21 protein-coding genes are annotated in these 26,108 nt (G+C 70.0%); 4 read left to right on the top strand and 17 right to left on the bottom strand.

Going from position 1 to position 26,108, the window contains the following annotated elements:
- Positions 1 to 251 precede the first annotated feature (251 nt).
- The 3 genes from ettA to OG747_RS14940 are packed head-to-tail and all read left to right on the top strand — an operon-like array spanning position 252 to position 3,025.
- Complete coding sequence (gene ettA / locus OG747_RS14950; RefSeq protein WP_405879818.1) at positions 252 to 1,916, top strand: energy-dependent translational throttle protein EttA; 1,665 nt, start codon at positions 252 to 254, stop codon at positions 1,914 to 1,916.
- A 6-nt stretch (positions 1,917 to 1,922) separates the two neighbouring features.
- Positions 1,923 to 2,333, top strand: a complete 411-nt coding sequence (locus OG747_RS14945; protein WP_405879817.1) for an acyl-CoA thioesterase — start codon at positions 1,923 to 1,925, stop codon at positions 2,331 to 2,333.
- 2 nt (positions 2,334 to 2,335) lie between these two features.
- Entirely contained in the window at positions 2,336 to 3,025 is a 690-nt protein-coding gene (locus tag OG747_RS14940; protein WP_405885543.1) for a hypothetical protein, read from the top strand.
- A gap of 51 nt (positions 3,026 to 3,076) precedes the next feature.
- Here OG747_RS14940 and OG747_RS14935 read toward each other — a convergent pair whose 3' ends face one another.
- Complete coding sequence (locus OG747_RS14935) at positions 3,077 to 3,490, bottom strand: globin (protein WP_405879816.1); 414 nt, start codon at positions 3,488 to 3,490, stop codon at positions 3,077 to 3,079.
- Positions 3,491 to 3,600: 110 nt separating this feature from the next.
- Here OG747_RS14935 and OG747_RS14930 point away from each other — a divergent pair, with 110 nt between their 5' ends.
- Complete coding sequence (locus OG747_RS14930) at positions 3,601 to 4,686, top strand: methyltransferase domain-containing protein (protein ID WP_405879815.1); 1,086 nt, start codon at positions 3,601 to 3,603, stop codon at positions 4,684 to 4,686.
- Between the two features lie 38 nt (positions 4,687 to 4,724).
- On the opposite strand, the gene OG747_RS14925 is transcribed toward OG747_RS14930, so the two are convergent.
- From OG747_RS14925 to OG747_RS14850, 16 genes are all read right to left on the bottom strand, one after another.
- Positions 4,725 to 6,071 carry an FHA domain-containing protein gene (locus tag OG747_RS14925; protein WP_405879814.1) on the bottom strand — a complete coding sequence of 449 codons (1,347 nt, stop codon included), beginning with the start codon at positions 6,069 to 6,071 and terminating at the stop codon, positions 4,725 to 4,727.
- Positions 6,072 to 6,144: 73 nt separating this feature from the next.
- Positions 6,145 to 7,491: a VWA domain-containing protein gene (locus OG747_RS14920; protein ID WP_405879813.1), complete on the bottom strand. Its 1,347-nt coding sequence runs from the start codon at positions 7,489 to 7,491 to the stop codon at positions 6,145 to 6,147.
- A gap of 123 nt (positions 7,492 to 7,614) precedes the next feature.
- Entirely contained in the window at positions 7,615 to 9,015 is a 1,401-nt protein-coding gene (locus OG747_RS14915; RefSeq protein WP_405879812.1) for a protein phosphatase 2C domain-containing protein, read from the bottom strand.
- On the bottom strand, positions 9,016 to 11,646 hold the full coding sequence (locus OG747_RS14910; protein ID WP_405879811.1) for a tetratricopeptide repeat protein: 2,631 nt from the start codon (positions 11,644 to 11,646) through the stop codon (positions 9,016 to 9,018).
- Between the two features lie 17 nt (positions 11,647 to 11,663).
- Positions 11,664 to 12,998, bottom strand: a complete 1,335-nt coding sequence (locus OG747_RS14905; protein ID WP_405879810.1) for a hypothetical protein — start codon at positions 12,996 to 12,998, stop codon at positions 11,664 to 11,666.
- Positions 12,999 to 13,020: 22 nt separating this feature from the next.
- On the bottom strand, positions 13,021 to 14,052 hold the full coding sequence (locus tag OG747_RS14900; protein ID WP_405879809.1) for a glutamate ABC transporter substrate-binding protein: 1,032 nt from the start codon (positions 14,050 to 14,052) through the stop codon (positions 13,021 to 13,023).
- A 23-nt stretch (positions 14,053 to 14,075) separates the two neighbouring features.
- Complete coding sequence (locus OG747_RS14895) at positions 14,076 to 15,473, bottom strand: hypothetical protein (RefSeq protein WP_405879808.1); 1,398 nt, start codon at positions 15,471 to 15,473, stop codon at positions 14,076 to 14,078.
- Between the two features lie 135 nt (positions 15,474 to 15,608).
- The gene (gene iscB, locus OG747_RS14890; RefSeq protein WP_405879807.1) at positions 15,609 to 16,931 is read right to left on the bottom strand and encodes an RNA-guided endonuclease IscB; all 1,323 of its coding nucleotides are present in this window, start codon (positions 16,929 to 16,931) and stop codon (positions 15,609 to 15,611) included.
- Between the two features lie 638 nt (positions 16,932 to 17,569).
- On the bottom strand, positions 17,570 to 18,580 hold the full coding sequence (locus OG747_RS14885) for an N-acetylglucosamine kinase (RefSeq protein ID WP_405885542.1): 1,011 nt from the start codon (positions 18,578 to 18,580) through the stop codon (positions 17,570 to 17,572).
- Positions 18,577 to 19,842, bottom strand: coding sequence for a 6-phospho-beta-glucosidase (locus tag OG747_RS14880; protein WP_405879806.1), 1,266 nt, complete (start codon positions 19,840 to 19,842; stop codon positions 18,577 to 18,579). Before OG747_RS14880 ends, OG747_RS14885 begins: the two co-directional genes overlap by 4 nt.
- 91 nt (positions 19,843 to 19,933) lie before the next feature.
- On the bottom strand, positions 19,934 to 20,827 hold the full coding sequence (locus OG747_RS14875; RefSeq protein WP_405879805.1) for a carbohydrate ABC transporter permease: 894 nt from the start codon (positions 20,825 to 20,827) through the stop codon (positions 19,934 to 19,936).
- Positions 20,828 to 20,832: 5 nt separating this feature from the next.
- Complete coding sequence (locus OG747_RS14870) at positions 20,833 to 21,777, bottom strand: carbohydrate ABC transporter permease (RefSeq protein WP_405879803.1); 945 nt, start codon at positions 21,775 to 21,777, stop codon at positions 20,833 to 20,835.
- Between the two features lie 6 nt (positions 21,778 to 21,783).
- A complete protein-coding gene (locus OG747_RS14865; RefSeq protein WP_405879802.1) occupies positions 21,784 to 23,127 on the bottom strand; it encodes an ABC transporter substrate-binding protein in 1,344 nt (447 codons plus the stop codon).
- 110 nt (positions 23,128 to 23,237) lie between these two features.
- Positions 23,238 to 24,449, bottom strand: a complete 1,212-nt coding sequence (locus tag OG747_RS14860; protein ID WP_405879801.1) for an ROK family transcriptional regulator — start codon at positions 24,447 to 24,449, stop codon at positions 23,238 to 23,240.
- 277 nt (positions 24,450 to 24,726) lie between these two features.
- Positions 24,727 to 25,284: a transposase gene (locus OG747_RS14855; protein WP_405879800.1), complete on the bottom strand. Its 558-nt coding sequence runs from the start codon at positions 25,282 to 25,284 to the stop codon at positions 24,727 to 24,729.
- A gap of 96 nt (positions 25,285 to 25,380) precedes the next feature.
- Complete coding sequence (locus OG747_RS14850; protein ID WP_405879799.1) at positions 25,381 to 25,824, bottom strand: DUF3592 domain-containing protein; 444 nt, start codon at positions 25,822 to 25,824, stop codon at positions 25,381 to 25,383.
- Between the last annotated feature and the right edge of the window lie 284 nt (positions 25,825 to 26,108).

Raw genomic sequence — 26,108 nt, 5'->3', positions numbered from 1 at the left:
TCAGGGCGAACCCTAGGCACTGACAGCGCCACGAGGCTCGGACCGAGTGCCGTGCTGGGCCGTCCCTGGGCCGTGCGAGATCGCTCGGCAGTGACCGGCGGCGACAACCAGTGACAGGTCAGCTACCAGCGCGGTTGGCGAACGGCCAGGTCACAGGCCCCTGACCGAACGGGTTTCCTTCGAGGGGTAGCCGTCAGGCAAGATGGGGTGTATCTGCCCACTGCCGATTTCAAGCGTCCGGACGGTTTCTCTTGGCTGAGTTCATTTACACCATGCGCAAGACGCGCAAGGCGCACGGCGACAAGGTGATTCTCGACGACGTCACCTTGAGCTTCCTGCCGGGTGCGAAGATCGGTGTGGTCGGTCCCAACGGTGCCGGTAAGTCCACCGTTCTGAAGATCATGGCGGGGCTTGAGCAGCCCTCCAACGGTGACGCGTTCCTGTCGCCCGGGTACAGCGTCGGGATGCTGCTGCAGGAGCCCCTGCTCGACGAGTCCAAGACCGTCCTTGAGAACGTCCAGGACGGCGCCGCCGAGATCATGGGCAAGCTCAAGCGCTTCAACGAGGTCGCCGAGCTCATGGCGACCGACTACTCGGACGCGCTCATGGAGGAGATGGGCAAGCTCCAGGACGACCTGGACCACGCCAACGCGTGGGACCTGGACGCCCAGCTGGAGCAGGCCATGGACGCCCTGGGCTGCCCGCCCGGCGACTGGCCGGTCACCAACCTCTCCGGTGGAGAGAAGCGCCGCGTCGCGCTGTGCAAGCTGCTGATCGAGGCGCCCGACCTGCTGCTTCTCGACGAGCCCACCAACCACCTGGACGCCGAGTCCGTGCAGTGGCTGGAGCAGCACCTCGCGAAGTACGCGGGCACTGTCGTCGCCGTCACCCACGACCGGTACTTCCTCGACAACGTCGCCGGCTGGATCCTGGAGCTCGACCGCGGCCGCGCCATCGGTTACGAGGGCAACTACTCCACGTACCTGGAGACCAAGCAGTCCCGTCTCAAGGTCGAGGGCCAGAAGGACGCCAAGCGCGCCAAGCGGCTCAAGGAAGAGCTCGAGTGGGTGCGGTCCAACGCCAAGGGGCGTCAGGCCAAGTCCAAGGCCCGTCTCGCTCGCTACGAGGAGATGGCCGCCGAGGCCGACAAGATGCGGAAGCTGGACTTCGAGGAGATCCAGATCCCGCCGGGCCCCCGCCTGGGCTCCATCGTCGTCGAGGTCAACAACCTCTCCAAGGCCTTCGGGGAGAAGGTCCTCATCGACGACCTCTCCTTCACGCTGCCGCGTAACGGGATCGTCGGTGTCATCGGCCCGAACGGTGCCGGTAAGACCACGCTCTTCAAGATGATCCAGGGACTTGAGACGCCGGACTCCGGCACGATCAAGGTCGGCGACACCGTCAAGATCTCGTACGTCGACCAGAGCCGCGAGAACATCGACCCGAAGAAGTCGCTGTGGGCTGTCGTCTCCGACGAGCTGGACTACATCAACGTCGGACAGGTGGAGATGCCGTCCCGCGCGTACGTCTCCGCCTTCGGGTTCAAGGGTCCCGACCAGCAGAAGCCGGCCGGTGTCCTCTCCGGTGGTGAGCGCAACCGCCTCAACCTCGCGCTCACCCTCAAGCAGGGCGGCAACCTGCTGCTCCTCGACGAGCCGACCAACGACCTCGACGTCGAGACGCTGTCCTCGCTCGAGAACGCGCTGCTGGAGTTCCCGGGTGCCGCTGTGGTCGTCTCCCACGACCGCTGGTTCCTGGACCGGGTCGCGACGCACATCCTCGCCTACGAGGGTGACTCCAAGTGGTTCTGGTTCGAGGGCAACTTCGAGTCCTACGAGAAGAACAAGATCGAGCGCCTCGGCGCGGACGCCGCGCGCCCGCACCGTGCCACCTACAAGAAGCTGACCCGGGGCTGATCGATCTTGCGGCACATCTACCGCTGCCCGCTGCGCTGGGCGGACATGGACGCGTACGGCCACGTCAACAACGTGGTTTTCCTCCGGTACCTGGAGGAAGCACGTATCGACTTCCTGTTCCGCCCGGAGAAGGACTTCAAGCAGGGGTCCGTGGTGGCACGCCATGAGATCGACTACAAGCGGCAGCTGGTCCACCGGCACGCGCCGGTGGACATCGAACTGTGGGTGACGCAGATACGAGCCGCGTCGTTCACGATCGAGTACGAGGTCAAGGACCCGGACCAGATCTACGTCACGGCCCGGACGGTGATCGTGCCGTTCGACTTCGAGGAGCAGCGCCCGCGCCGGATCACGGCCGAGGAACGCGAGTTCCTGGAGTCGTACCGGGACGACGTGGACGAGACCGTCGCGGCATGACCGTGACCGTCCTGCACCTCGCCGACGACGGGGAGGCGGCGGACCTCGCCGCCTTCCTCGCCCGGCTGATCCACTACGACCGTGCCGCCGCCGTACGCCTCCAGGCGTCCGGCACCGCGCTCGCGGTCTTCGGCCGGCCGCCGTCGTTCGAGGTCCTCGCGATCCGTACGGCGCGGCTCGCCAAGCCGTACGAGAACGGGCTCGACGTCACGCTCGACGTGACCGTCTCCGCCGGTGAACTCCTGGAGTCCATCGACGAGTCCGCGGCCACCGTCGGTGTTCCCGAGGCGGTCACCGGGCCGTCGTGGGCCGGCGTCCTGCCGCCCCGCAGCGGCTGGCGGCCGGAGCCGGGGCTGCCCGCGCCGGACGCCGTGCGCGCCATAGTCGCCGCCGCGGTCGCCGAATTCCGGTCCCGTACACAGGAGTTGGCGCCCGAGGCCCGTACCCGCGCCGAACTCGACCGGATCGGGCGGGAGATCTGGTCCCGGCCGATCGGTGACACCGGTCTTCCGGTCCGCGCCGCGCACGCGGCGCAGTCGCTCGGGTTTCTGCGGCCCGTGCGCCAGGTCGAGCCCGGCGAGAGCCTGTTGGGGCTGTACTCGTCCGGGGCGTGGCTGCGGCTGCGTACGCCCTACGGGTCGATCGCCGTACGCCGGGCGGGGCTCGGAGCCCTGGACGTCAGCGTCCGCTGATCCGTCTGGCCTCGATCGCTCGATCGCTCGATCCCCCCGGCCCCCGATGGCTCAGCCGGCCGTGTTCACCATCGACGCCGCCGCGTACGTCAGGTAGTTCCACAGCGTGTGCTCGTGCTCCTTGGAGAGGCCGAGCTCGTCGACGGCGACCCGCATGTGCGCCAGCCAGGCGTCGTGCGCGGCCTGGTCGACGGCGAACGGGGCGTGCCGCATCCGCAGCCGGGGGTGACCGCGGTTCTCGCTGTACGTCGTCGGGCCGCCCCAGTACTGGATCAGGAACAGCGTGAAGCGCTCCTCGGCGGGGCCCAGGTCCTCCTCCGGGTACATGGCCCGCAGCAGCGGGTCCTCGGCCACTCCCTCGTAGAAACGATGCACGAGGCGCCGGAAGGTCTCCTCGCCGCCGACCTGCTCGTAGAAGGTCTGCTCCTGAAGCGTGCCGCGCCGAATCTCTTTCACGCCTCCCATGGTCTCAGACCGGGTGACCGAGGACTCAAGGCTTAGGACCACTCATGGTCCGCACCCGATCGGCCGGGTCGGCGCTCGCCTCGCGGCCCGTCGCGCCGCACAGTGGAGGTATGAGCACCCACGCTCTCGACCACGACCGTGACCACGACCGTGACCACGGCGACGACCGCGACCAGGGCCACGACCGCGACCGTGACCACGGCGACGACCGTGACCGTGACCACGGTCACGACCGCGACCTCGACGACCTCGCCGCCCTGGCGCGGGCGGCGCTGGTGCGCGAGATCGACAGAAGCGGGGCCTGGGCCGCCGACCCGGTCTGGCGGGAGGCGTTCGAGGACGTCCCGCGCCACCTCTTCGTGCCGTACTACTACGTGGGCGCCGTGGACGGCTTCGAGCGGGTGTGGGGCGAGGACCCCGACCCTCGCAGCCGGGAACGCTGGGTGCGCGGCGCCTACGCGGACGCCCCGCTGGCCACCCGGGTGCGCGACGGCGAGCTGGTCTCCTCCAGCAGCCAGCCGTCGCTGATGGCGATGATGCTCACCGCGCTGGAGGTACGGGACGGGGACGCCGTCCTGGAGATCGGCGCCGGCACCGGCTACAACGCGGCGCTGCTCGCCCACCGCCTCGGCGACGGCCTGGTGACCACGATCGACCTCGACCCGGAGATCACCGAGTCCGCGCGGCAGCACCTGGCCACCGCCGGGTACTTCCCGGCCGTCGTCACCGGCGACGGCGCCCGCGGGGTCCCCGAGCGCGCCCCCTTCGACCGGATCATCGCGACCTGCACGCTGACCTCGATACCGCGCCCCTGGCTGCCCCAGTGCCGCCCGGGCGCCCGTATCCTCGCGCCGCTGGCCACCGGCCTGATCGCGCTGCGCGTCCGGGACGCCGGGCACGCCGAGGGGCACTTCCTGCACACGCCCGCCTATTTCGTCCCCCTGCGCGGCGAGACCCGGCCCGAGCCGCCGGAGCCGCAGCGCCTGGGCGGGCTGCCGCGCCGGGCCCGCGGCGACGAGCTGCTGCGGTTTCTGCTGACCCTGACGGCGCACAGCCTCGATCCCTACGAGGCGTACGTGCTGTGGGAGCGCGAGAACCGGCCGGTGCGCGAGCGGTACGGGGTCACGGTCAGCGGCGCGGACGCGTGGGCGTGGCTGGACGACCCCAAGGGGCCGTACGCCTGGCCGCTGCCGTAGACCCTCCTGCCGTCAGCCCCTGCCGTCAGCCCCTGCCGTCAGCCGAGCCTGATGGTGATCGTCGTCCAGGCGCCGACGTGCACCCGGTCGCCGTCCTGGAGCGGTATCGGGACGAAGGGCTGGATGGGCTCCTCGCCGCCGTTGACCGTGGTGCCGTTCGTGGAGTTCTGGTCGACGACCGCCCAGCTGCCGTCCGGCTGCTGGACCAGGACCGCGTGCTGGTGCGAGACGCCCGGGTCCTCCGGGGGCACCGAGAGGTCGATGTCGGGGGTGTCGCCGGTGGAGTGCCGGCGGCGGCCGATCGTCATCTGGTTGCCGGTGAGCGGGCGCTGCTGCTCCGGGGAGTACGCGGGCAGGTTCAGGCCCGCGGCCTCGGGGCCGGAGCGCTGCATCATCGCCATGAAGTACTCGCGGTCGGGGCCGATCGTCGCGGACCAGGACAGCGGCTGCCGCTGCTGCTGGTAGGCGGGACCGGGGCCGGGCGGGGCCTGGGTCGAGCCGGGCTGCGGATAGCCGTAGCCGCCGACCTGACCCGTGCCCGGGCCGCCGGGCGAACCGCCCGACGGAGGGGAGATCACCCAGTCGTCGTCACCGCCGCCGAAGGACGGGCCCCCGGACTGCGGGCCGCCGGGCCCCGGCGGGCCCTGCTGCGGGAACGCGGGCGCGGCGGGCTGCTGCGTGAAGGCCTGCGGGGCGCCAGGACCACCGTGACCGCCAGGACCGCCAGGACCACCGGGCGTGGGCCCGGGCGGCGGCGGAACCGGACGCGAGGGGTCGCCGCCGAAGCCGCCAGGACCGCCAGGACCGCCCGGACGGGACGGATCGCCGCGGTAGCCCGAGGGGTCCTGCCCGTATGGCGGAATCGGTTCCGCGGGGCGGTTCATCTGTGAGGGCCGGGAGCTCTGGTACTCGAACGGGTCATGACCGGGACCGGTTCCGGGACCGCCTCCGGGACCGGGACGGGGGCCCGCTCCGGGACCGGTGGGCTGCCCTGGCGGGGGCTGCTGGAACCGCAGCGCCGGATTGGGCATCCCGGGCGCGGGCGACTGCGGACGCGGCGCCGCCGGGGTGTACGAGGTCGCCGTGTTCGTCAGGAAGTTCCACCGGCACTCCTCGCAGAACGGCGCACCGCCCTCACGGGGCGTGCGGCACTGCGGGCAGAGCTCCGGCTCGGCGTTGGGCACGGCGGCAAGGTGCGGGCGCCCACCGGGGCCACCAGGGCCACCGGGACCGGACGGCGGGGGCGAGCCGGGCGGCGGATAGCCGTAACCGGCGGCGGGCGGCGGCGGGGGAGGGAGCGGAGGCACGGCACCGGCCATGCGGTGACCGCAGACCTCGCACCAGTCGTCGGAACCCGACTGGTGTCCGTTCGGGCAGGTCGGCATGTCGGCGCTTCCCTCTCTCCTTTTCCGGCCGTTGTGACCGGGTTTCTCCAGTTCCTCGTGGAAACCGGGCTCGCTACTTCTTTACACGAACAGTCTTTGTGGACCGTGTCTCAAGGGTCATCTCGTCGGCCTCTTCGACCCTTGCCTTCAATCGCACAGTACCTGCCACGGCGTCGACCACGTCCACCACCTTCGCAAGCAGTTTCGCAGTATCGGCGTTGCCCGACGTGTTCGCGAGCTGAACGGCCCGGCCCAGCTTGGCTGTTGCCCCGTCGACATCTCCCGATTTGCGCAGATCGAGTCCTTGTTGGATGACTTGCGCCAGTTCCGCCTGACCTGTGTAGTGCGCGACCTGCGGATTGATCGACGTCGAGGCGGCCATGTCGTCGGTCCACACCGCTCGTACCAGACCCTGGGCGCCGAGGTTGTGGACGCTGCCGTCACCCTGCGGGACGACGAGCGCGACCCGGGCGGCCAGCATCTCCCGGCCGACGCCGGCCGCGGGGACCTCGACGCACACGTGGTAGTCGCGGGACTCGTCGCCCCAGGAACCGGTGGGATAGTCGCCGGAGCGCGGGCCCGACTCGGTGCGACGGTCGGTCAGTTCCTCGACCGTGGGGGCCACTTGCTTGACGAACTTGATCTCCGTGCCGACGGGTGTCCACAGCCTGAGGGAGACGTCCGCGACCTCCTTGCCCATGGCCGTCTCCATCATCTGCGTGAAGTCGGCGGACAGGGCGGCGGGGTCGGCGACGATGTCGGCGGTGCCGAGCAGCGCCGAGGCGATCCCGGTGACCTCCTTGACCTCCCAGTCCGTGCCCACTCCACGCGCGTCACACGTGAAACGTCCGGCACAGGAGTCGAGGGCGGCCTTGAGATCCTCGGGCGACTCGTGTTCGTTGCGGCCGTCGGTGAGCAGGATGCCGTGCCGGATCGATACCTCGGCCGAGGACAGCAGCCGGTCGGCGAGGCGCAGCCAGGTGCCGATCGCCGTACCGCCGCCCGCGCTCAGCCTGCGCAGCGCCTCCTTGGCCTGCCCGCGGGTCGCCGCGTCGGCCACCGCGAGGCGCCCATTGCCGGGGTAGACCTCCTTGGCGATGTGCGTGCCGCCGATCACCGCGAAGTGCACGCCGTCGCGCAGGGCGTCGATCGCGGCGGCCGTGGCCTCGCGGGCGCCCCGCATCTTGGTCGGCGGGTAGTCCATCGAGCCGGAACAGTCGACCATGATCGCCACGGCCGCGTCCGGGCCCTGCCCCGCCGCGTACAGGTGTGGCGCTCCGACCGCGCTCCCGATGGTGCCACCGCCGGTGGCGCTCACCGTGACGATCGCGTTGACCTCGCGGCCGCCCTCGGGCAGGTACTCGTTCTGGTAGACGTCGACCGAGAACTGCGGCGCGTTCGACTTCGAGAAATTGGCCATGCCTTCTTCGTCCCCCTCAAGGCCCCCGGTACTACGGGGGTGATGACTTTTCCGGACCGGTCCCCTCCGGTCCGAGGCCGACTCCATTGTCGGGGTTCTGCGGTGTTCTGCGGTTTCGCGGCCTCAGGCCGATCCTGCCCCCTGCGACGGGGCGGGGAACGGCACGACGGCCACTGTTACGTTGTCGTGGCCCCCGCCGTCCAGGGCGTGGCCGACCAGTACCTGGGCGCTGTGCAGCGGACGTTCGGCGGCGTCGAGCGGCACGACCTCGGCCATGTCCTCGGCCGCCTCCGCGTAGTTCCACAGTCCGTCGGTGCACACCACCACTACACCCGGCCGGTCCGGCTTGAAGGAAGCGGTGTGCGGCTCCAGTTCGTACGCGTCCGCGCCGAGCCAGCCCGTGATGGCGTGGGCGCGCTCGTCCGCGTACGCCTGCGCCTCGCTCATCAGGCCCGCGGCGACCATCTGCGCGGCCCAGGAGTCGTCCTCGGTGAGCCGGGCGGGCGGTGAACTCCGGTCGACGGGGACCCAGTAGGCGCGGCTGTCGCCGACCCAGCCGACGATCAGCAGGGCGGGGGTGACGACGGCGCCGACGAGCGTGCAGGCGGGCGCGTTCTGGTGCGGGGCGTGCTCCTCGTGCGCGGGGGGCGCCTCGGCCAGCGAGTTGACGGCCTCCGCGGCGGCGAGGATCGCCTCGTGCATGGCCTGCTGCGGGTGGGTGCCGAGCGGCAGGGCCGCAAGAAGTACCTCATTGGCCACGCGGGACGCGGCGAGCGAGGCCTCGTCGGGGCGGGTCGCCGAGGAGACGCCGTCGCAGACGATCGCGACGACCGCGAGGGAGCCGTCGGGCAGCGCGGTCGAGGAGACCGCGAACGCGTCCTCGTTGCGGTGGTGGCGCAGACCCCGGTCGCTGACCGCGGCGACCGCGCCCAACTCCTGTTCCATGTGGTCCCGTTCGCGCGGCTGTGCGTGGCCGCAGTTCTCGCAGTAGCCGTCGCTGTCCACGTTGCCGGAGCGGCAGGCGACGCACAGTTTGGTGCCTGCGGGGGGAGTGGCGGGCGGGGTGAGTTCGGCGGTGCGCGGATCGGTGACGGGCCGGGCGGGGGCTCCGGCAGGGGTTCCCGCCGGGGGAGCCAGCGGGTACTCGTCGGGCTCCGAGGGCCGGTCGAACCGTACGCCTGAAGGCTGTATGCCTGCCGATTCGGATTCCGATTCCGATTCTGATTCCGTGTCCGGGTGCGGGAGTTCGGAACCGCCCGAATCCATGCCCTGGATGTCGGCAGCCCGGTGCACCGGCGCGGGCGTGTGGGAGCTCGCCGGCTCCGGCGCGAGGGGCCAACCCGCGGCCGCGGGAGGGCGCGCCGACGTGCCGTTCATGGTGATCGTGGGGTGGTCCTCGGGCGGTGCGGGCACCGCCGACAGGTCGTACCCGCACGCACCGCAGAAACGGTCACCCGCCTCCAGCGGCTCCTCGCAACTGGGGCACCGCGAAAGGGCCGTCGGCTGGGGCATCTGGGACATCAATCACACCCACGTCCGGGGGCGGTAACGGTTGGCACGTTCCACCAGGTCGATCCTCTCCTCGCCGCCCTGCGCGAGGCGGGCCAGCGTGCGGTACGAACGCTCCAGACCGAAGCGGAGCCCACGCTCGTCCAGTTCACTGCCGAGCAGCACCCGTCCGCCGTCGGCGTGCGGGGCGGAACCCTGGCTACCGGAGAGTACCCAGTCCAGGGCGCAGCCGAGGACTTCCGTCGACAACTGCTCGCGTCGCACCGCGTCCAGACCGTATCCGTCCAGCGCCTCGACCTGGCCCGCGGCGGCGGTCAGGTCGTCCAGGAACGCCGCGACCGCCGCCTCCTCGGCCAGCCGCTGCCGCAGCCGCGCCCGTACGGCCGCGACCCGCGCCGCCGTGTAGTGGATCGACGACTCCGGTACGGATTCCAGGGTGCGTACGGAGCCACGGCGGTCGCCCGCCGCGAGCTGGACGCGGGCCAGGCCGAACGCCGAGCTCACATAGCTGGGGTCGGTCGTCCACACCAGGCGGTAGTACTCGGCGGCGTTGTCCAGCTGGCCGAGCACCTCCGCGCACAGGCCGAGGGCCAGCTTGGGCGCGGGCTCGCCCGGGAAGGCGTCGTAGATGGCGTCGAAGGACAGCGCCGCGGTCTCGTACTCGCCGGTCGCCAGCGCCGCGACGCCCCGGTACCAGACCACCCGCCAGTCGTCGGGGTGGTCCGCCTCCAACGCTTCGAGCGCCCTGCCCGCACTGGCCAGTTCCCTCATCTCCAGCCGGGCCCGCAGCTCGCGCAGCCGCAGCTCCAGGGAGCCGGTGGGCGCCGCGTGCAGCGCGGTGATCAGCTCCGCGGGCGCGGACGCCATGAGCGCCGCGAGGAAACCGGCGTTGGGGTCGCCCGGGTCGACCCGGGGGACCGGCAGCGCGAGGGCGGTGGCGGCGGCGTTGAGCGACTTGACCAGGGTGGCCGGGGTGGCCGGGGTGGGCGCCGGGGCCGTGAGGAGGGCAGGCCTCCCGCCTGCGCCCGGAGTGCCGCCTGCGCCCGGAGCGCCGCCTGCACCCGTCGGCAGCGCGGGCGCGCTCTTTTTCCACCGTCCGTTCCCCCGTCCATTCCCCCGTACGGGCACCGCCCGCGCCCCGTGCCGCGAGACATCCCCGTCCAGTTTCGTGAACAACTCCGTGTCCGTGACCTTGAGTTCGGGGCCGAACAGGGTGGACAGGGCCGGGCGGGCCCGTCCCGTCTGGAGGGACACGACCTCTCTGAGTACCCCCGTCAGCTGCTCCGCCATCTCCTGCGCGGAGGCGAACCGGCGGGCCGGGTCGGGGTCGGTGGCGCGGACGAGGAGCCGGTAGAAGGACTCGTAGGTCCGGAAGACGTCGATGTTGTCGGGGTCGGGCAGGGAGTCCACGAAGACGTTCGTGTACCCCTGGAAGTCGAAGGTCAGCACGGCCAGCGTGCGGGCGACCGTGTAGAGGTCGCTCGCCACCGACGGGCCGACCTCCGCCACCTCAGGGGCCTGGTAGCCCACCGTGCCGTAGATGGCCGACTCGTCGTCGTCCATCCTGCGCACCGCGCCCATGTCGATCAGCTTGAGCTGGTCCTCGGTCTGGATCGCGTTGTCGACCTTGAAGTCGCAGTAGAGCAGATTGCGACTGTGCAGATGGCCGAGCGCCTCCAGGGCCTCGATGCCGTACGCGCAGGCCTGCTCCACGGGCAGCGGATCGCGCTTCCCGTCCACCGTGCGCCGCCCGTTGGCGATCTCCTTCAGGGACTTGCCGCCGACGTACTCCATGACGATGTACCCGTCCAGCGAACCCGTCCGCTGGTCCAGGTGCTCCACGAAGTTGTAGATCCGCACGATGTTGGCGTGCTCGATCTCCGCGAGGAAGCGCCGCTCGGAGATCGCGGCCGCCATCGCGTCCTGGTCGCCCGTGTCGAGCAGGCCCTTGAGGACCACCCACCGGTCGGAGACCGCGCGGTCGACGGCGAGGTAGACCCAGCCGAGCCCGCCGTGCGCGAGACAGCCCACCACCTCGTACTGGCCGTGCACGATGTCGCCCGTGTTCAGCTTCGGCACGAACGAGTACGGGTGGCCGCACTTGGTGCAGAACCCCTCGGTGCGCCCGGCCTGCTCACCGCGCGAACGCCCCACCGGTGCCCCGCAGTCGGAACGCGAGCAGAATCGCTTCCGCTCGGGCACCTCCGGGTTCTCCAGCACCATGGCGCGCGGGTCGGGCCGTGGCACGTCCGGCACCTGCACCAGACCGGCGCCGAGCCGCCCGCGCCCACTGGAAGCGGCGGTCGAACCCGAGCTGCGCACCGACACCGAGCGGCCGGTCGACTTGCCGGAGACCGAGCGGGAGAGGCGCCCGGAGACCGAACGCCGCGACTGGGCGGAGCGCGAGGACGGACGGGAGGTGGAGCCGGAGCCGCGGGAACTCGCCCGCGAACTGCTGCTGGAGCCGCGCGAACCCTTGCCGCCCGCCGTGATCCCGGTGGGCGGCGAGCCGACCGACCCGTTCGCCGAGACGACGGGAGCCAGGCCGCACGTGTCGCAGTACAGCTCGCCGCCGCCCACGTCCTCGTACGACCCCGAGCAACCGGGCCGCTGGCAGTTCTGCTGCCCCGCAGGCTGCTGACTCACTGCATCACCTTTAACGCTCACGCGTTGGGCCCCCTCTGGTCCACACGGTCACTGGGCCCGCCCTGCTCCGGTACCCGCGGGCTCAGCAGATCGGCGGCGGCCCGCTGATAGCGCAGCACCGCATCCTCCGCCACCCGCAGATCGCAGGGCGCACTCCACAGCATGCGGCGCGCCGCGTCATAGCGCTCGATGAGGAACGGATCCTCCGCGAGGCCGTGCCGGGCGACCTTCGCCTTGTACGCGTCGAGGCGGCCGCGCAGCTCCGCGCGGACCGCCAGCGGTGCGGTGACCGCGGTCAACGACTCACGGGCACGCAGCAGCTCGTCCTCGGCCTTCTCCTCCAGCGCCTCCAGGAGGGGCGAGAGGCGGTGCCACTGGGCGTGTCTGCGGTACTCCGCTGCCATCGCCAGCTGCTCCTGCAACGCCGTCGGGGGGCCGCTCACGGCCGGCACCTCCGACGCGGCGATCTTCGCCAGTACCTCACCGCGGGCGCTGCGCGCCTCGGCGAGCGTGCGGTCGGCGCGGCTGAGCACGTCCCGCAGCCGTACGAGCCGCGCCTCCGCGTCCTGCCGGACGGTGAGCACCGCGTCGATCTCCCGGCGCACGTCCTCCAGGGCGCGCGCCTCGCGGTCGTACGTCGTCGTGTCCGGGCGTCCGCCGCCGGGCGCCGAACTCCCCTGCGCGGGCACCCAGAAGGCCAGCGGGTCGGAGACGACGCGCTCGCGCAGGGTGGTCAGCGTCCGGGTGATCCGCTCCAGGTCGTCGCCCGACGGATGCTCGCCGGGGCGTACACCGACGGAGTGCGCGAGCTGGCGGGTGCGCTGGAGCTCCGCGGCCAGTAAATCGATCCGGGCGGGCAGCGCGGACCAGACGGCGTCCGCGGCGACGACCATGTCGAGCGAGGACGCGTACAGCTCGTTCATCCGCTCCACCAGCGCGGCCAGCGAGAACTGCTCGCTGAGCCTGCCGGTGCCGGAGAGCGTCGGCGCGTTCGCCGTCGCGGTGGTCGAGCCGGCGACCGTGATGCTCGCGCCGCGCAGCAACTCGGTCAGCTCGACCAGGTCCTCACGGCTCGACCAGCGCCGCCGCGCACGGATGCCGCGGCCGGAGCGCAGCGCGTCCGTGTACGCGTCGAAGTACGCCCACAGCAGCGTGATCGACGCCTCCGCGGTCGCCCAGCGCTCCTTGGTCGTGCCGGTGAGCTCGGCGCCTTCGAGGAGTCTGCGGCCCGCGTGGTCCTGGAGGGCGAGGAGCGAGGTCTCGATGGCCTCGTGCTCCGCGCCGAGCCGCGCCAGCGCACGGTCCACCTCGTCCCGGTCCATCACCGGCCCGGGGGGTCCCGTGACGCCCATCGATCACCTCTCGCTCTCTTCGTTACTTGTAATGCGCCGTGGGCGGGGTCGCCGACGGGGAGTCCGCCTTCAGGGTGGCGGACAGCCACTTGTCGTACGAGGCCTGCCAGCCGCCGTTCTTGCGGTAGTCCACGAGCACCTGGTTGACCCGGCGTACCAGATCGTCGGCGCCCAACTTCATCGCCACGCCGTAGTAGTCCTCGGTGAAGGTCTTGCCCTTCAGCTCGACCGTCGGGTCCTGCGCCGCCTGGCTCGCGGCGAGCGCGCCGTCGGTCACCACGGCGTCGACCTGTCCGAGCTGCAGCCTTACCAGGCAGTCGAGTTGGTTGGGCACCGTGGTGGAGATGTCGGCGGAGGAGACGAGCCTGCCCTCCTTCTTGTCGGCCGACAGCTTGTCGTACGCCGTCGAGCCCGCCGCCGAGCAGATCCGCTTCCCCGTCAGCGTCTTGTCGTACCCCTTGATGCCCGAGGTCTTGGGGGCCAGTACCTGCTGGCCGGTCAGGAAGTACGGGGCGGAGAAGGCGACTTCCTTGAGGCGCTCGCAGGTGATCGTCATGGTGCGCACCACCATGTCGACCTGGTCGGACTTGATCGCGGGGATGCGCTGGTTGGTGGGGATGGCGTGGAAGCGGACGGCGTTCGGGTTGTCGAGGATCTCCTTCGCGATCTCGCGCGCGAGATCGATGTCGAAGCCCTCCAGGTCGCTGCTCTTGGCCGTGTTGTTGGGATCGCGGTAGCCCCAGCGGTAGCTGTTCTGGTCGACGCCGACCGACAGATAGCCGCGCTGCTTGATCGCCGCGATCGTGGTGCCGCTCTCGTCACCGGACGGGGTGAGGCTCTGGTCCTGCGGTTTCGTGCAGGTGTCGGCCTTCGCCTGCGTTCCCTGGGCCACGCCCGGGCCGCCTGTGTCCGTATCGCTGTCCCCGTCCCCACGGGCGCTGCTCAGCGGCAGCAGCAGGGCGAAGACCGCCGTGACGACCAGGGCGAGGGCCATCGCGCCCACGCCGCCCCAGCCCCTCAGGCTCGCCCTCAGACGTCGTGCGATCACCGCCATGCCCCCTTTCACCGCTTCCCCTCTCACCGGTACTCCGAAAGCCTGCGTCCGATGCCCAGCAGCGCGCCGGCGGCGGCCAGACCCGCGAGGACCCCCGCGCCCGCCGGCAGCCCGGTCATCGCGTCCCGCCCGTCGCCGGCGGCCTGCTCGAACTCACTCTCCTCGTGCGTCAGCGCCGCCGCGAGGTTGGTGTCGACGCCGTCGAAGCACTCGCCGGTCGGCTTGTCGGCCGTGGAGCCGATCACCTTGTTCAGGGCGCCCTGGTAGTCACCGGCGTCGTCGGCCGCGCGGGCCTCCTGGTGGCGGGACTTCCAGACCTTCATGTTGGCGGTCGCGGCCTCGACGGGCTTCTTGCCCGCCGTGTCGTCGGCGAGGCCCGCGGCCACGGCCAGGCCCTTGGTGAGGGTCTTCATGTCCTGCTGGAAGTCGTAGTCGTAGAGGTCCATCACCTGGGTGTCGGACACCTTTTTGGTCTCCGCGCCCCGGTTGACCAGCGTCAGGTTCTCGTTGCCGCGAGCCTTCAGGGAGGCGATCCGCGCGTCGTGCAGCACGTTCAGCGAACGAACCCCGTGGTTGTACGAGGAGTTCAGTCCGGCCCGGGCCACACTGTGCCCGACCACCAGCCAGAGCAGCACCACCGCGGAGGCGGCCGTGGCGGCGACCAGTCCTTGGTTCAACACCCGGTTCGTACGCCGGTAATGGCGCCGCTGGGCCCAGCCGAGGCCGCCGAGCGTGAGCACGCCCAGACCGATCGCGGCCCACGGGTAGGGCTTCGCGTCGGCGTAGTCGGCGCTCAGCCGCGCGTTCTCCCGCTTGTAGAGCTCCTCGGCCTTGGGGAGCATCTGCTGCTGCATCTTCTCGTTCGCGTACCGCAGATACGCGCCGCCGAGCGGATAACCCTGCCGGTTGTTGGCGCGGGCCCGCTCGATCAGGCCCTTGTACTCCGGCAGCAGCTTGTTGAGCTCGGCGATGGTGTCCGCGGACGGGGAACCCGGGTCGGAGTTGGCGGCGGCGGTGATGAGCCCCTGTGCGGCCGTCCTGATGTCCTGCTCGTAGCGGTCGCGGGTGGCCGCCGTCTCCTGGCCGCCGGCGAGGAAGCCGCTGGAGGCCGCGGTGTTGGCGTCCGCGAGTGAGCGGTAGATGTCGGCCGCGCCGGCGCTCAGCGGCTGGCTGCTGTGCAGCACGTCGTCCGCGGCGCTCGATCGTTGCGTCATCTGCCAGGCGGTGACCGTGCCGAACGCGACGACGAGGAGGGCGAGGACGGCGCCGATGATGCGCAGCCGGCCCGGTTCCGTCGTCGCCGCGGCGCGCAGGCGGTCCACGCCCTCCGCCCAGGCGGTGCGGCGGGCGGGTGCCGTGTCCGGTGCCGCGGGCCTGGCCTGTGACGCCGGGGGGCCGGCCTGCGGTGGCACGGCCGGCATCGTGGGCGTCGCCGGTGGTCCCTGTGGCCCCGGAGGCGCCGCCCTGCCGTTCGGCGGGTATGTCACTTGGGCTCCCGTGTGGGCACGTTCACCTTGAGGCCGGGGGGCACCGCCCCCTGCGCGCGGCTGCAGAGTTCAGCGGGCATGGGGCACTCCTTCTGGGCGGGTGGTGTAGGCGTAACCGTCGGCCCGTTGAAGGAGACGAACGCAACGATGAGAGACACCTTGGACCAGACCGCGACCGGTCTTGATGTTGAACCTGCCGCTCGTGCGGACGGCGACGCGGCCGGTGTGGACACCTTGGTTCTTGCCGCTGGGCACGTTCGCGCGTACGAGGTCGCCGGTGGCGTATCCGAAGTGCTGTTTGGTGCGGGGCAAGGTGCGGCGAGGAAATCCAAATCGGTCGCAGGCGGTGCGGCGATAGGCCCCGCGTCCGGTTGCCGTGACAGAAAGGATCGCGCGTGGGTATTGGAGGACCGTGTCCACGGCGCCGACGCACAGTGCGTCCAATGTGTGGGTCTTGGGCGTGTTGGTCCGCTGGCGGTTCCACTTAGTACGACCGCCCGACGACAGACGCACGTCGAAGCAGATTGTTTGGAGGGCGTTGACGAGCACGTCGCGGGTGACGTTCATCGCGGCCGCGTCGTGCAGCGGCTCCTTGGCCTGTGCCAGGAGCTGCGCGAGAAGAGTGGGTCTGCCCTTGAGGAAGTCCGCCACTGACTGATCGTTCTTTTGCTGGTTGCAGGGTACGCAGGCGAGGGTCAGGTTGGCGATACGGTCGGATCCGCCCCGTGAGCGTGGGTGAATGTGGTCGATGTTGAGGGGCACGCCGGTCGCGCCACAATAGGCACAGGTGCGGCGCCACTTCGACAGTAGGTATTGGCGGATTTCCACGCCATGAAGCGTCCCGTGCTGATACTCGGCCGCAGACAGCGGCTTCCCAGCGGCCATGGCATGGGTGTCGAAGGCGACGTGCTCCACATGAACCGCGCGGACAGGGATCCAGCGGGTGAGGCGGTCCACCCATGACGCGGTGGTGTCCACACGATGTCGCAAGGACGGTGGGAGCCAGCCTGCCGGACGGGTGCGGTTGTCGAAGCGAGGTGCGCGGTAGCGCAGGTTGCTTGAGCGGCGTCGCCGCCGCCCCGCGGCGCGCGCGGTGAGCCTGTCACGGATCTGGATGCCTCGGTGACCGAGTTCCATGGCGAACACGCCATAGCGAGCGTTGCCCTCGGGTGTCTCGACCGTGCGGAACACCGCGATTCCAGTGGCCTTGCTGCCTGGGTCGATGCCGAGCTCGATACCGTCCACCTCGCTGGATGCGACGGTGCGGTCCTTGAGTCGGATGACGAAGGGAGTCTGCCGGTGCACCACTGCACGCCCTTGCTTCAGGAGCTTGCGGGCGCGTGCGGGTGAGCACGGCATGAGCGGTTGATGGTGTTGGTCGAGAACGAACACGGTGGTGTGGCCCTCACGGGCCGCTCCCTCCCCCGCTGACGCGGTGTCAGGGTGACGTCCTGCCGCATGAGTGCCGATCGGCAGGATCTCCCCTCGCCCATGTTTCCCGCTCGGTTCCGCGGTCAGGCCGCAGCGTCCGTGAGCCGTTTCGTCCCTACTCCCCGGGTTGTCTGCTCTCACGGATTCCAGAGCCCGCCGCTGAGGAAGCACGGCGGGGTGGATCTTCTGTCCTGCGGAAAACGTAGTCATCAGGTGGCACCTCCCCGTGGTGATGACTAGGGCTGGTCAAACGCGGGCGCGGCGCTCAACAGAGCGACGAGCCCCGGCTCTTCGCCGGGGAGTGTTTGACTTGACCTCCCCCATGGTGAACCGCCCACTACTTCTGCCCGTATCTGGGATGGAGCGCTCGATCGCCAGTATCGCCGCAGAGACCGACATCCGCACAGGCATTCACTCGATCTTGTTCGGACCAGTTCGGACCGTGGAGCCAATCATCCTGCGCCAGAGGGCATGACGGGCTCCCCTGTCATAGGGCTGCCTTTGAACACGTGATTCGGCGTGGAACGGTTCCGCCCCACCACCAACCAGACGCGCCCGGCGCGGAGCCACAGCAGGCGTGGTACGGAGAGACGTTGTTGTCATCCCCCGAAGTGCGCCCGCAAGCGCGCGTGAACCTCCTCCTCCGCCACCACGTGATCGAGCCCGAGCAACGCCGCACCCAGTATGGGCCTGGCCGTCACCACTCGGGGAACCGCCTTGGGGGCTCGGTCGGACAGCAGTTCGCGGATGCGGTCGTCGAGTTGGGGATGGCGCGCGGCGAGGATGCTGCCGCCGAGGAGGACCGGGGTTTCCTCCTCCAACAGATCCAGGCGGGTGAGGGCGACAGTCGCCATGACGACCACCTCGTCCGCGAGCCGGTCGACGATCGCGCAGGCCACCGGGTCACCGTCCACCGCCGTGGCGAAGAGGACCGGCGTGAGTTCATGGCGGCGTGCGTGCCCGATGTGTTCCAGGTGCAGCGCCTCGATCAGGGCATACATCGAGTCGAGACCGAAGTGGGCGGGGAGGGTGCGGGCGAGGGCCGTCGGGCCGCCGCGGCCGTCCTCCGCCCGGGCCGCGTACCACAGGGCCTCCTCCGCCAGCCCCCAACCGCCACCCCAGTCCCCGGAGATACGGCCGATCGCCGGGAAGCGGGCGGTGCGGCCGTCGGGCCGCGTGCCGACGCAGTTGATACCGGCCCCACAGACGACGGCGACTCCGCGCGGCTCGGCGATCCCGGCGCGCAGGATCGCGAAGGTGTCGTTGCGCACCTCCACGCACGTGCCCCACGCGCGTGCGCGCAGCGCGGCCGCCAACTGCTCCTCCTCAATGGGGAAGTCCGCGTTGGCGAGGCAGGCGGAGACATGCTCGACCGAGGTGACGTCCGCCTCGGCGAAGGCCCGCCGTACGGCGTCGGCGACCGCATCCACCGCCGCCTCGATCCCGACCGCCGGGGGCCGGAATCCGCCCCCGCGCGCGGTGCCGATCACCCGCCCGTCCGCGGACACCACCGCGACGTCGGTCTTGCTGTTCCCCGCGTCGATGGCGAGCACCAGACCCGCGGGGCCGGATCCGGCGGCCGTCCCGGCGCCGGGTCCCGTTGACGTCATACCCACGCGAGGTGCTCCCGGTTGTGCGCGATCAGTTGGTCGGTGAGGGCGTCGGCGTACGCGTACTGGCCGATGAGAGGGTGGGCGAGGAGGGCCCGGAAGACCCGGTCCCGGCCTCCGCGCAAGGCAGCCTCCAACGCCAGGTCCTCGTACGCCGTCACGGCCGCCATCAGCCCCGCGTACAGGGGATCGACCGGCGGCACCGACAGGGGGGTCGGGCCGTGCGGACCGACCGCCGCCTGCACCTCGATCACGGCGTCGTCCGGCAGGAACGGCAAGGTGCCCTTGTTGTACGTGTTCACCACCTGGTAGGGGCTCCCTCCCCCGCCGAGCAGCGCGGCGGCGAGATCGACGGCCGCCTCGGAGTAGTACGCGCCGCCGCGCTTGGCGAGCAGCTCCGGCTTCTCGTCGAGCGCCGGATCGCCGTACATCTTCAGCAGCTCCCGCTCCATCGCGGCGACCTCCGCGGCCCGCGACGGCTTGGTGCGCAGCTCTCGTACGACCTCGTCGTGCGCGTAGTAGTAGCGCAGGTAGTAGGAGGGGACCACGCCCAGGCGGTCGACCAGCGTGCGCGGCAGGCGCAGGTCGTCGGCGATCGCGTCGCCGTGCTCGGCCAGCAGCTTCGGCAGGACGTTCTCGCCCTCGGGGCCGCCGAGGCGCGCCCCGGTCTCCCAGCTGAGGTGGTTGAGGCCCACATGGTCCAGATGGACGTCCACGGGGGCGACCCCGAGCATTCCGGCGAACTTGCGCTGGAAGCCGATCGCCACGTTGCACAGCCCGACCGTCCTGTGGCCCGCCTGGAGCAGCGCGCGTGTCACGATCCCGACCGGGTTGGTGAAGTCGATGATCCATGCGTCGGGGTTGGCGCGGCGGACCCGTTCGGCGATGTCCAGCACCACGGGCACGGTGCGCAGCGCCTTCGCCAGGCCGCCGGCGCCCGTCGTCTCCTGGCCGATGCAGCCGCACTCCAGCGGCCAGGTCTCGTCCTGCTCGCGGGCCGCCTGGCCGCCGACGCGCAGCTGGAGGAGTACGGCGTCGGCGCCCTCGACCCCCGCGTCCAGGTCGGCGGTGGTGACGATCCGGCCGGGGTGTCCCTGCCGGGCGAAGATGCGTCGGGCCAGGCCGCCCACCAGCTCCAGACGGTCGGCGGCCGGGTCGACGAGGACCAGTTCCCCGATGGGCAGGGTGTCCCGCAACCGGGCGAAGCCGTCGATGAGTTCGGGGGTGTAGGTCGACCCTCCGCCGACCACGGTGAGTTTCACTGGAGGTTCCCTCGCTTCGGGGTGCTGGGGACGTCGAGGCTGTTCGGCCGGGGGTCCGGGGGTTGTCCCCCGGGGAAACGCAGCATCTGTGTCAACCCTTCACTCCGGTGAGCGTGACGCCCTCGACGAACGCCTTCTGCGCGAAGAAGAACACGAGGATCACGGGGGCCATGACCAGTACGGTCGCGGCCATGGTGAGGTTCCAGTCGGTGTGGTGTGCGCCCTTGAACGACTCCAGGCCGTAGGAGAGCGTCCAGGCGCCGGGGTTCTCGGAGGTGTAGATCTGCGGGCCGAAGTAGTCGTTCCAGGCGTAGAAGAACTGGAAGAGGGCCACGGCGGCGATCCCGGGCTTCGCCATCGGCAGCACGATTTTCAGCAGTGTCCGCAGGTCGCCGCAGCCGTCGACCTTCGCCGCGTCGAGGTACTCGTTCGGGATGGTCATCAGGAACTGGCGGAGCAGGAAGATGGTGAACGCGTCGCCGAAGGCCATCGGGATGATCAGCGGCCACAACGTGCCGGACAGGTCCAGTTGTTTCGCCCAGAAGAGGTACATCGGAATGATGACGACCTGCGGCGGCAGCATCATCATCGAGATGACCAGCATCAGCGACAGGTTCTGGCCGCGGAAGCGGAACTTGGCCAGCGCGTAGGCGACCGGGATCGACGACACGACCGTCAGGACGGTGCCGGCGCCGGCGTACAGCAGGGTGTTCTTCCACCAGGTGAGGAAGCCGGGGGTGTCGAAGACCTTCTTGTAGTTGCCCCACTCCCAGGTGTGCGGGATCAGATCGCGGCTGAGTGCCTGCGAGTCGCTCATCAGGGAGGTCAGGAAGACGAAGACGAAGGGGAGGACGAAGAAGAGGGCGGCGGCGACGCCGAGGGCGTGGATCGCGACCCACTCCAGGAGCGCCCTGCGGCGGGCGGTGCGCTCGGCGGGCGAGACCGGAGCCCGCAACTCCACGGGCTTGTCGAGTACTTGTGTCATGGGTGTCAGTCACCTGCCTGGATGAGACCGCCCCGGCGCCGCATCAGGAACGCGGTGAACACCATGGACAGGGCGAACAGCACGAGCGCGACCACACAGGCGGAGCCGTAGTCGAAGCGTTGGAAGCCGAGGTTGTAGACGAGTTGCGGCAGGGTGAGCGTCGACTTGTCGGGGTAGCCGGGCTCGAACTGCGTACCGGCGCCCTGGATGACGCCCGACGCGACCTTCCCGGCGATGAGTGGCTGCGTGTAGCACTGCATGGCCTGGATCACGCCGGTGACCACGGCGAACATCACGATCGGCGAGATGTTCGGCAGCGTGACGTACCGGAACCGCTGCCACGCCGAGGCGCCGTCCAGCTCGGCGGCCTCGTACTGCTCCGTCGGTACGTCGAGCAGCGCGGCCATGAAGATGACCATCAGGTCGCCGATGCCCCACAGGGCGAGCAGGGTGAGGGCCGGCTTGGACCAGGCGGGGTCGTTGAACCAGCCGGGGGCCGGGATGCCGACCTTCTCCAGGATCGAGTTGACCGGCCCCGTACCGGGGTTGAGGAGGAAGGCGAAGGCCATCGTGGCGGCGACGGGCGGGGCGAGGTAGGGGAGATAGAAGAGGGTGCGGAAGACACCCGTGCCCGTCTTTATCTTCGTGATCAGCAGGCCCACGCCGAGTCCGAAGACGACCCGCAGGCTGACCATGACCAGCACCAGCCACAGGGTGTTGCGCAACGCGGGCCAGAACAGCGGATAGTGCTCGAAGACGTACGTCCAGTTCTTCGTTCCGCTCCACGTCGGCGGTTTGAAGCCGTCGTAGTGCATGAACGAGAAATAGAGGGTCGAGAGCAGCGGATACGCGAAGAAGACCGCGAAGCCGATCAGCCAGGGCGACATGAAGGCGGCCGTTTTCAGCGCCGCCCGGCGGCGCTTGGCGCGCAGTGTGTATGTGGCGCTCATGTCGGGCTACTTCGCCTGCGCGATGTCCGTGTCGATCTGCTGGGCGGAGCTTTCCAGGCCCGCCTTCAGATCCTTCACCTTGCCGCTCTCGTAGTCGTATCCGAACTGCTGGATCGTCACGAGGTACGTACCGCCGTTGATGGACGCGGGAGTCGTCGTCGAGTTCGGGTTCGACGCGATGTCCAGGAACGTCTTGAAGCGCGGGTCGTACTTCAGCTTCGGCGACTTGAGCGCCGCGAGCGTGGAGGGCACATTGTGGATGCCGTTGGCGAAGCCGACCACCGCGTCCGTGTCCGTGGTCATGTATTTGACCAGTTCCCAGGCCGCGTTCTGCTTCTTGCTGGTGGCCGCGATGCCCGCGATGGTGCCGGTGATGTAGCCCTTGCCGTACTGGTCCGCCTGGTCGTCGGGCACGGGCAGCGGGGCGACGCCGATCTCGAAGTTCGGCTTGGTGTCCTCGGCCATGCCGAGCCGCCACTCGCCGTCCAGCTGCATGGCGACCTGGCCGGTGTGGAAGGGGTGCTTGGGTCCCCATTCGTCGCCGAGCTTGGAGCGGTACTTCTCCAGCTTCTGGTAACCGCCGAGTTCGTCGACGAGCTTCTTCTGGAGGGTGAATCCGGCGGTGAAAGCGGGGTCCTTGGCGATGTTCGACTTGCCGCTGCTGGCGAAGTACGTCGGGGAGAACTGGCCGAAGTAGTGCTCGGTGGTGGTCTCCCAGCCGTGGTAGTTCGGCATGAAGCCGAGCTGGGAGTAGGAGTCGCCCTGGGAGATGGTGAGCTTCTTGGCGTCCGCCTCGAATTCGGACCAGGTCTTCGGGGGGCCGGCGATCCCGGCCTTCTCGAACTCGTTCTTGTTGTAGTAGAGGCCGTACGCGTCACCGAGCAGCGGAACCGAACAGCGGTTGCCGTCGAACTGGGTGTACTGGTTCATCGTCTTGGGGAACGTCGTCGCCGGGTCGATGTCCGCCTTCTTGAAGAAGGGGTTGAGATCGACGAGCGCGCCGGAGGAGCAGAACTTGCCCACGTTGTTGGTGGTGAACGAGGAGATCACGTCGGGAGCCCTGTCGCCGCCGGAGCGCAACGCCTGATTGATCTTGTCGTCGGTCATGTTGGCGACGGTGTTGACGTGGATGTTGGGGTGCGCCTTCTCGAAGCCCGCGATCAGGGACTTCACGGCCGCGACCTCACCGGGCGCGCTCCAGGCGTGCCAGAAGTTGATCGTCGTGTCCTTGGAGGCGTCGTCGCTCGCACCCGAGGACGACTGGCCGGTACAGGCGGTGGCGAGGAGGGCGACGGAGGCGGTGAGGGCCAGAGCCGTCTTTCGGACCACTTCGGGGATGACTTCGGGCATGACGGGGTCTCCCTAGGACAGGACTGAGGCGAAGGGGGGCGAATGGGGGCGACAGAGGGTGACGGTGATGACCGGGTGGTGACGCATGGTGAACGGCGGTAGGGCTGGACTCAGCGAGAGGTGTCGAAGACCTCGTCGCGGGTGGCCGCCAGCGCGCTCTCCAACGCGCCGCGCAGCACGGGGTGTTCGTGTACATCGCCGACCACGAGGCGTGGCCGGGAGGCGGCCAGCTCCTCCAGCTCGGCCTGCACCAGGGCGCGCAGCGGTTCACCGCCGGTGGTGAGCGAGGCGCCGCTGAGCACGACGAGTTCGGGGTCGAGCACGGAGACGAGTGAGGCGAGACCGGTGGCGAGACCGGTCGCGTACGTCTCCAGGAGCCGCAGATGCGGCCCCTCGTTGATGCGGGCGGCCTGCTCGACGAGGGCGGCGGCCACCTCGGTGTACGGTCCGGTCGGCACCGGCTGGATGCCCAGCTCGCGGGCGAGCTTGGGGATGGCCTGGGAACCGGCGAGCTCCTGGTAACCACCACTGTTGGCCTTGGTCACCTGGCGCACGAGGGGCGCGCCGGGCACCGGCAGGAAGCCGACCTCGCCCGCGCCGCCGGTCCACCCGCGGTGCAGCCGCCCGCCGAGGACGAGAGCGGCGCCGAGGCCCCCTTCGTTCCACAGCAGTACGAAGTCCTCGTGCCCCCGTGCCGCCCCGAGCCGCTGCTCGGCGATGGCCACGAGATTGACGTCGTTCTCGTACTCGACCGGCATGGGCAGCGCGGCCGCGAGCTCGTCGAGAAGGCTGGGGGAGTGCCAGCCGGGCAGGTGGGAGGCGTACCGCAGTCGTCCGGTGTTGGGGTCGAAGGCGCCGGGTGTGCCGATGACGAGCCGGTGGATGTCGTCGCGGGCCAGCCCCGCCGCCTTCACCGCGCCGTCGAGGGCATCGGTGACCTGGCGTACGACGGGCCGTGCGGGGCGCCGCCCGGGGGTGGGCAGCTCGTACTCGCCCACGGTCCGCCCGGTGACATCGGCGACGGCGGCGAGGATACGCTCCGGGGTGACATCCAGGCCCGCCGCGTACGCCGCGCCCGGATTGACCGCGTACAACTGGGCGTTGGGACCCGGGCGCCCCTCGCTCGTACCGGTGGCCAGAACGAGACCGGCGGCTTCCAGCCGTGCGAGGAGCTGTGAGGCGGTGGGCTTGGACAGCCCGGTGAGCTTCCCGATCCTGGTCCGCGAGAGCGGTCCGTGCGCGAGCAGCAGATCGAGGGCGGCGCGGTCGTTCATGGCGCGCAGGACGCGCGGGGTGCCCGGCGTACCGGCGGATCCTGCCATGGTCTCGACACCTGCCTTTCTCGACTGCCAGCTTCCCAGTGATCCGGTGAGGGCGTCCACGTGGGTCGGCCCCGAGTGGGCGGGTCCACCGCAAGATCACTGTTAGGAAAGTTTCCTATTTGGTGGGAGGAAGGTAGGCCCGGGGCCGCACGGGCGTCAAGAGAAACCGCCCCCGAGGCAACAGAGTCGTTACCTGGGGGCGGCGAGGGCGGTGTGTGTTCGTTCAGCCGAGCTGGGTGAGGGTCGGGTTGTCGCTGGGGGCTGCGCCAGCGAGCTGTTACGGGCCCGTTCGCGCCGCTTGAGAGCCAGCACCGTTTCTCGGACGGTCGGGTGGTAGCGCGTCTGCTGCGGCGCGGTCCGCCGGGCGCGTTGCAGGCAGGGTGACCTCGATCAGCGCCCAGTCGTAGTCGCGTACGCCCTTTTGCCCCGCGCCGGTCCGCATCCGCTGCCAGGCCCGCTTCGGCAGCCGGACGGCGGCCTTGGCCGCGCTCAGTTTCGCGGCCGGGGTGGTGACCTGGTGGTTGGAGCGCACTCCCACGACGTAGCCCAGGCCCAGCTCGCGGCAGGCGGTACGCAAGTCCCGCCCTCCGTGGGCCTCGTCACCCAGGAAGAACGAGGCGGATATGCCCTGCAGGCAGGCGGCTCGGAGCATGTGGGCCGCCAATTGCGGCTTGGTCGCAAAGCACAGCTCGTCGGGAACACCGGTCAGCTCGCGACGCTCCTCGTCGCCGGCCCACTCCTTGGTGAATACAGGCGCCGGTCGATCAGGCAGTGCCCGGCGGACGTGGCGAAGGTGAGGTGCACGGCGACGGGACGGCCGCCCACATGCCCGCACTCACCCCCATCACGCCACTGACCGGCCGCGATGAACACCGACAGAGCTATCTACAGCTGCCGTGTCAGCCGGTGTACCAGCGCGCGGGGGGTGCGGTCACGCTCTCCGTATGAGTAGCACAATTCCAGTGACGGCCACAGCCAGGCCGCCCAGGATCAAGAGAGCTCCGCCAGCCTCCCAGAGATTGCCATACGTATTCGCCTCGCGCGTGCTGCGAAGGTGCTTGACAAGCGACCCGGACACACAGACTTGCAGTGTCTGCCCGACCTGGTACTGCGTGTGCTTGGACTTCTCCAGCCACAGGGTCCCCTCCCGGGTCTTGCCGTCCAACTCGTAGCGCAGGCGCAGACTCGGCGGATAGGCGGTATAGGGCTGGTACATGGTGGTGCCGCCCGGTTTGGTCTCGGTCACCTGTGCAGTGACGACACGTCCGCGTCTCAGCGCCCGTGCGGCACGGTGGTCGCCTTCGATGGCGAGACGGACTCCCGAGAGGATGACCAGGATGCCAACGGCGATCTGCACGATGCCATGAACAACCATCTACGCCTCCGCGTGCCGAGCCCCGGTCGGCGCCATGCGGGCATCCGCACCGGGGGGAAAATCCCGGTCCGCGTCACGACTCGCGGGGTCCTCGAGTGCGCCAAGAGTTCCACGCTGCCGACCGCCGGGGGAACCCAGGTGCTCGGAATCGCCACGAGCCGGAGACCAGGACGGTGTCGATAGCCGTCATTGAGGGACCGTAACGGCCGTTCCAGATCGAGTCCCAGTCGATCAGCGATCCCGCGAGGGTCGTGTCTCGCGTCATGGTGTAGGGGATCAAGCGT

It is taken from the genome of Streptomyces sp. NBC_01384 (assembly GCF_045040035.1).
Classification (GTDB): Bacteria; Actinomycetota; Actinomycetes; order Streptomycetales; family Streptomycetaceae; genus Streptomyces.
This window is presented reverse-complemented; position numbering and strand designations above follow the sequence as displayed.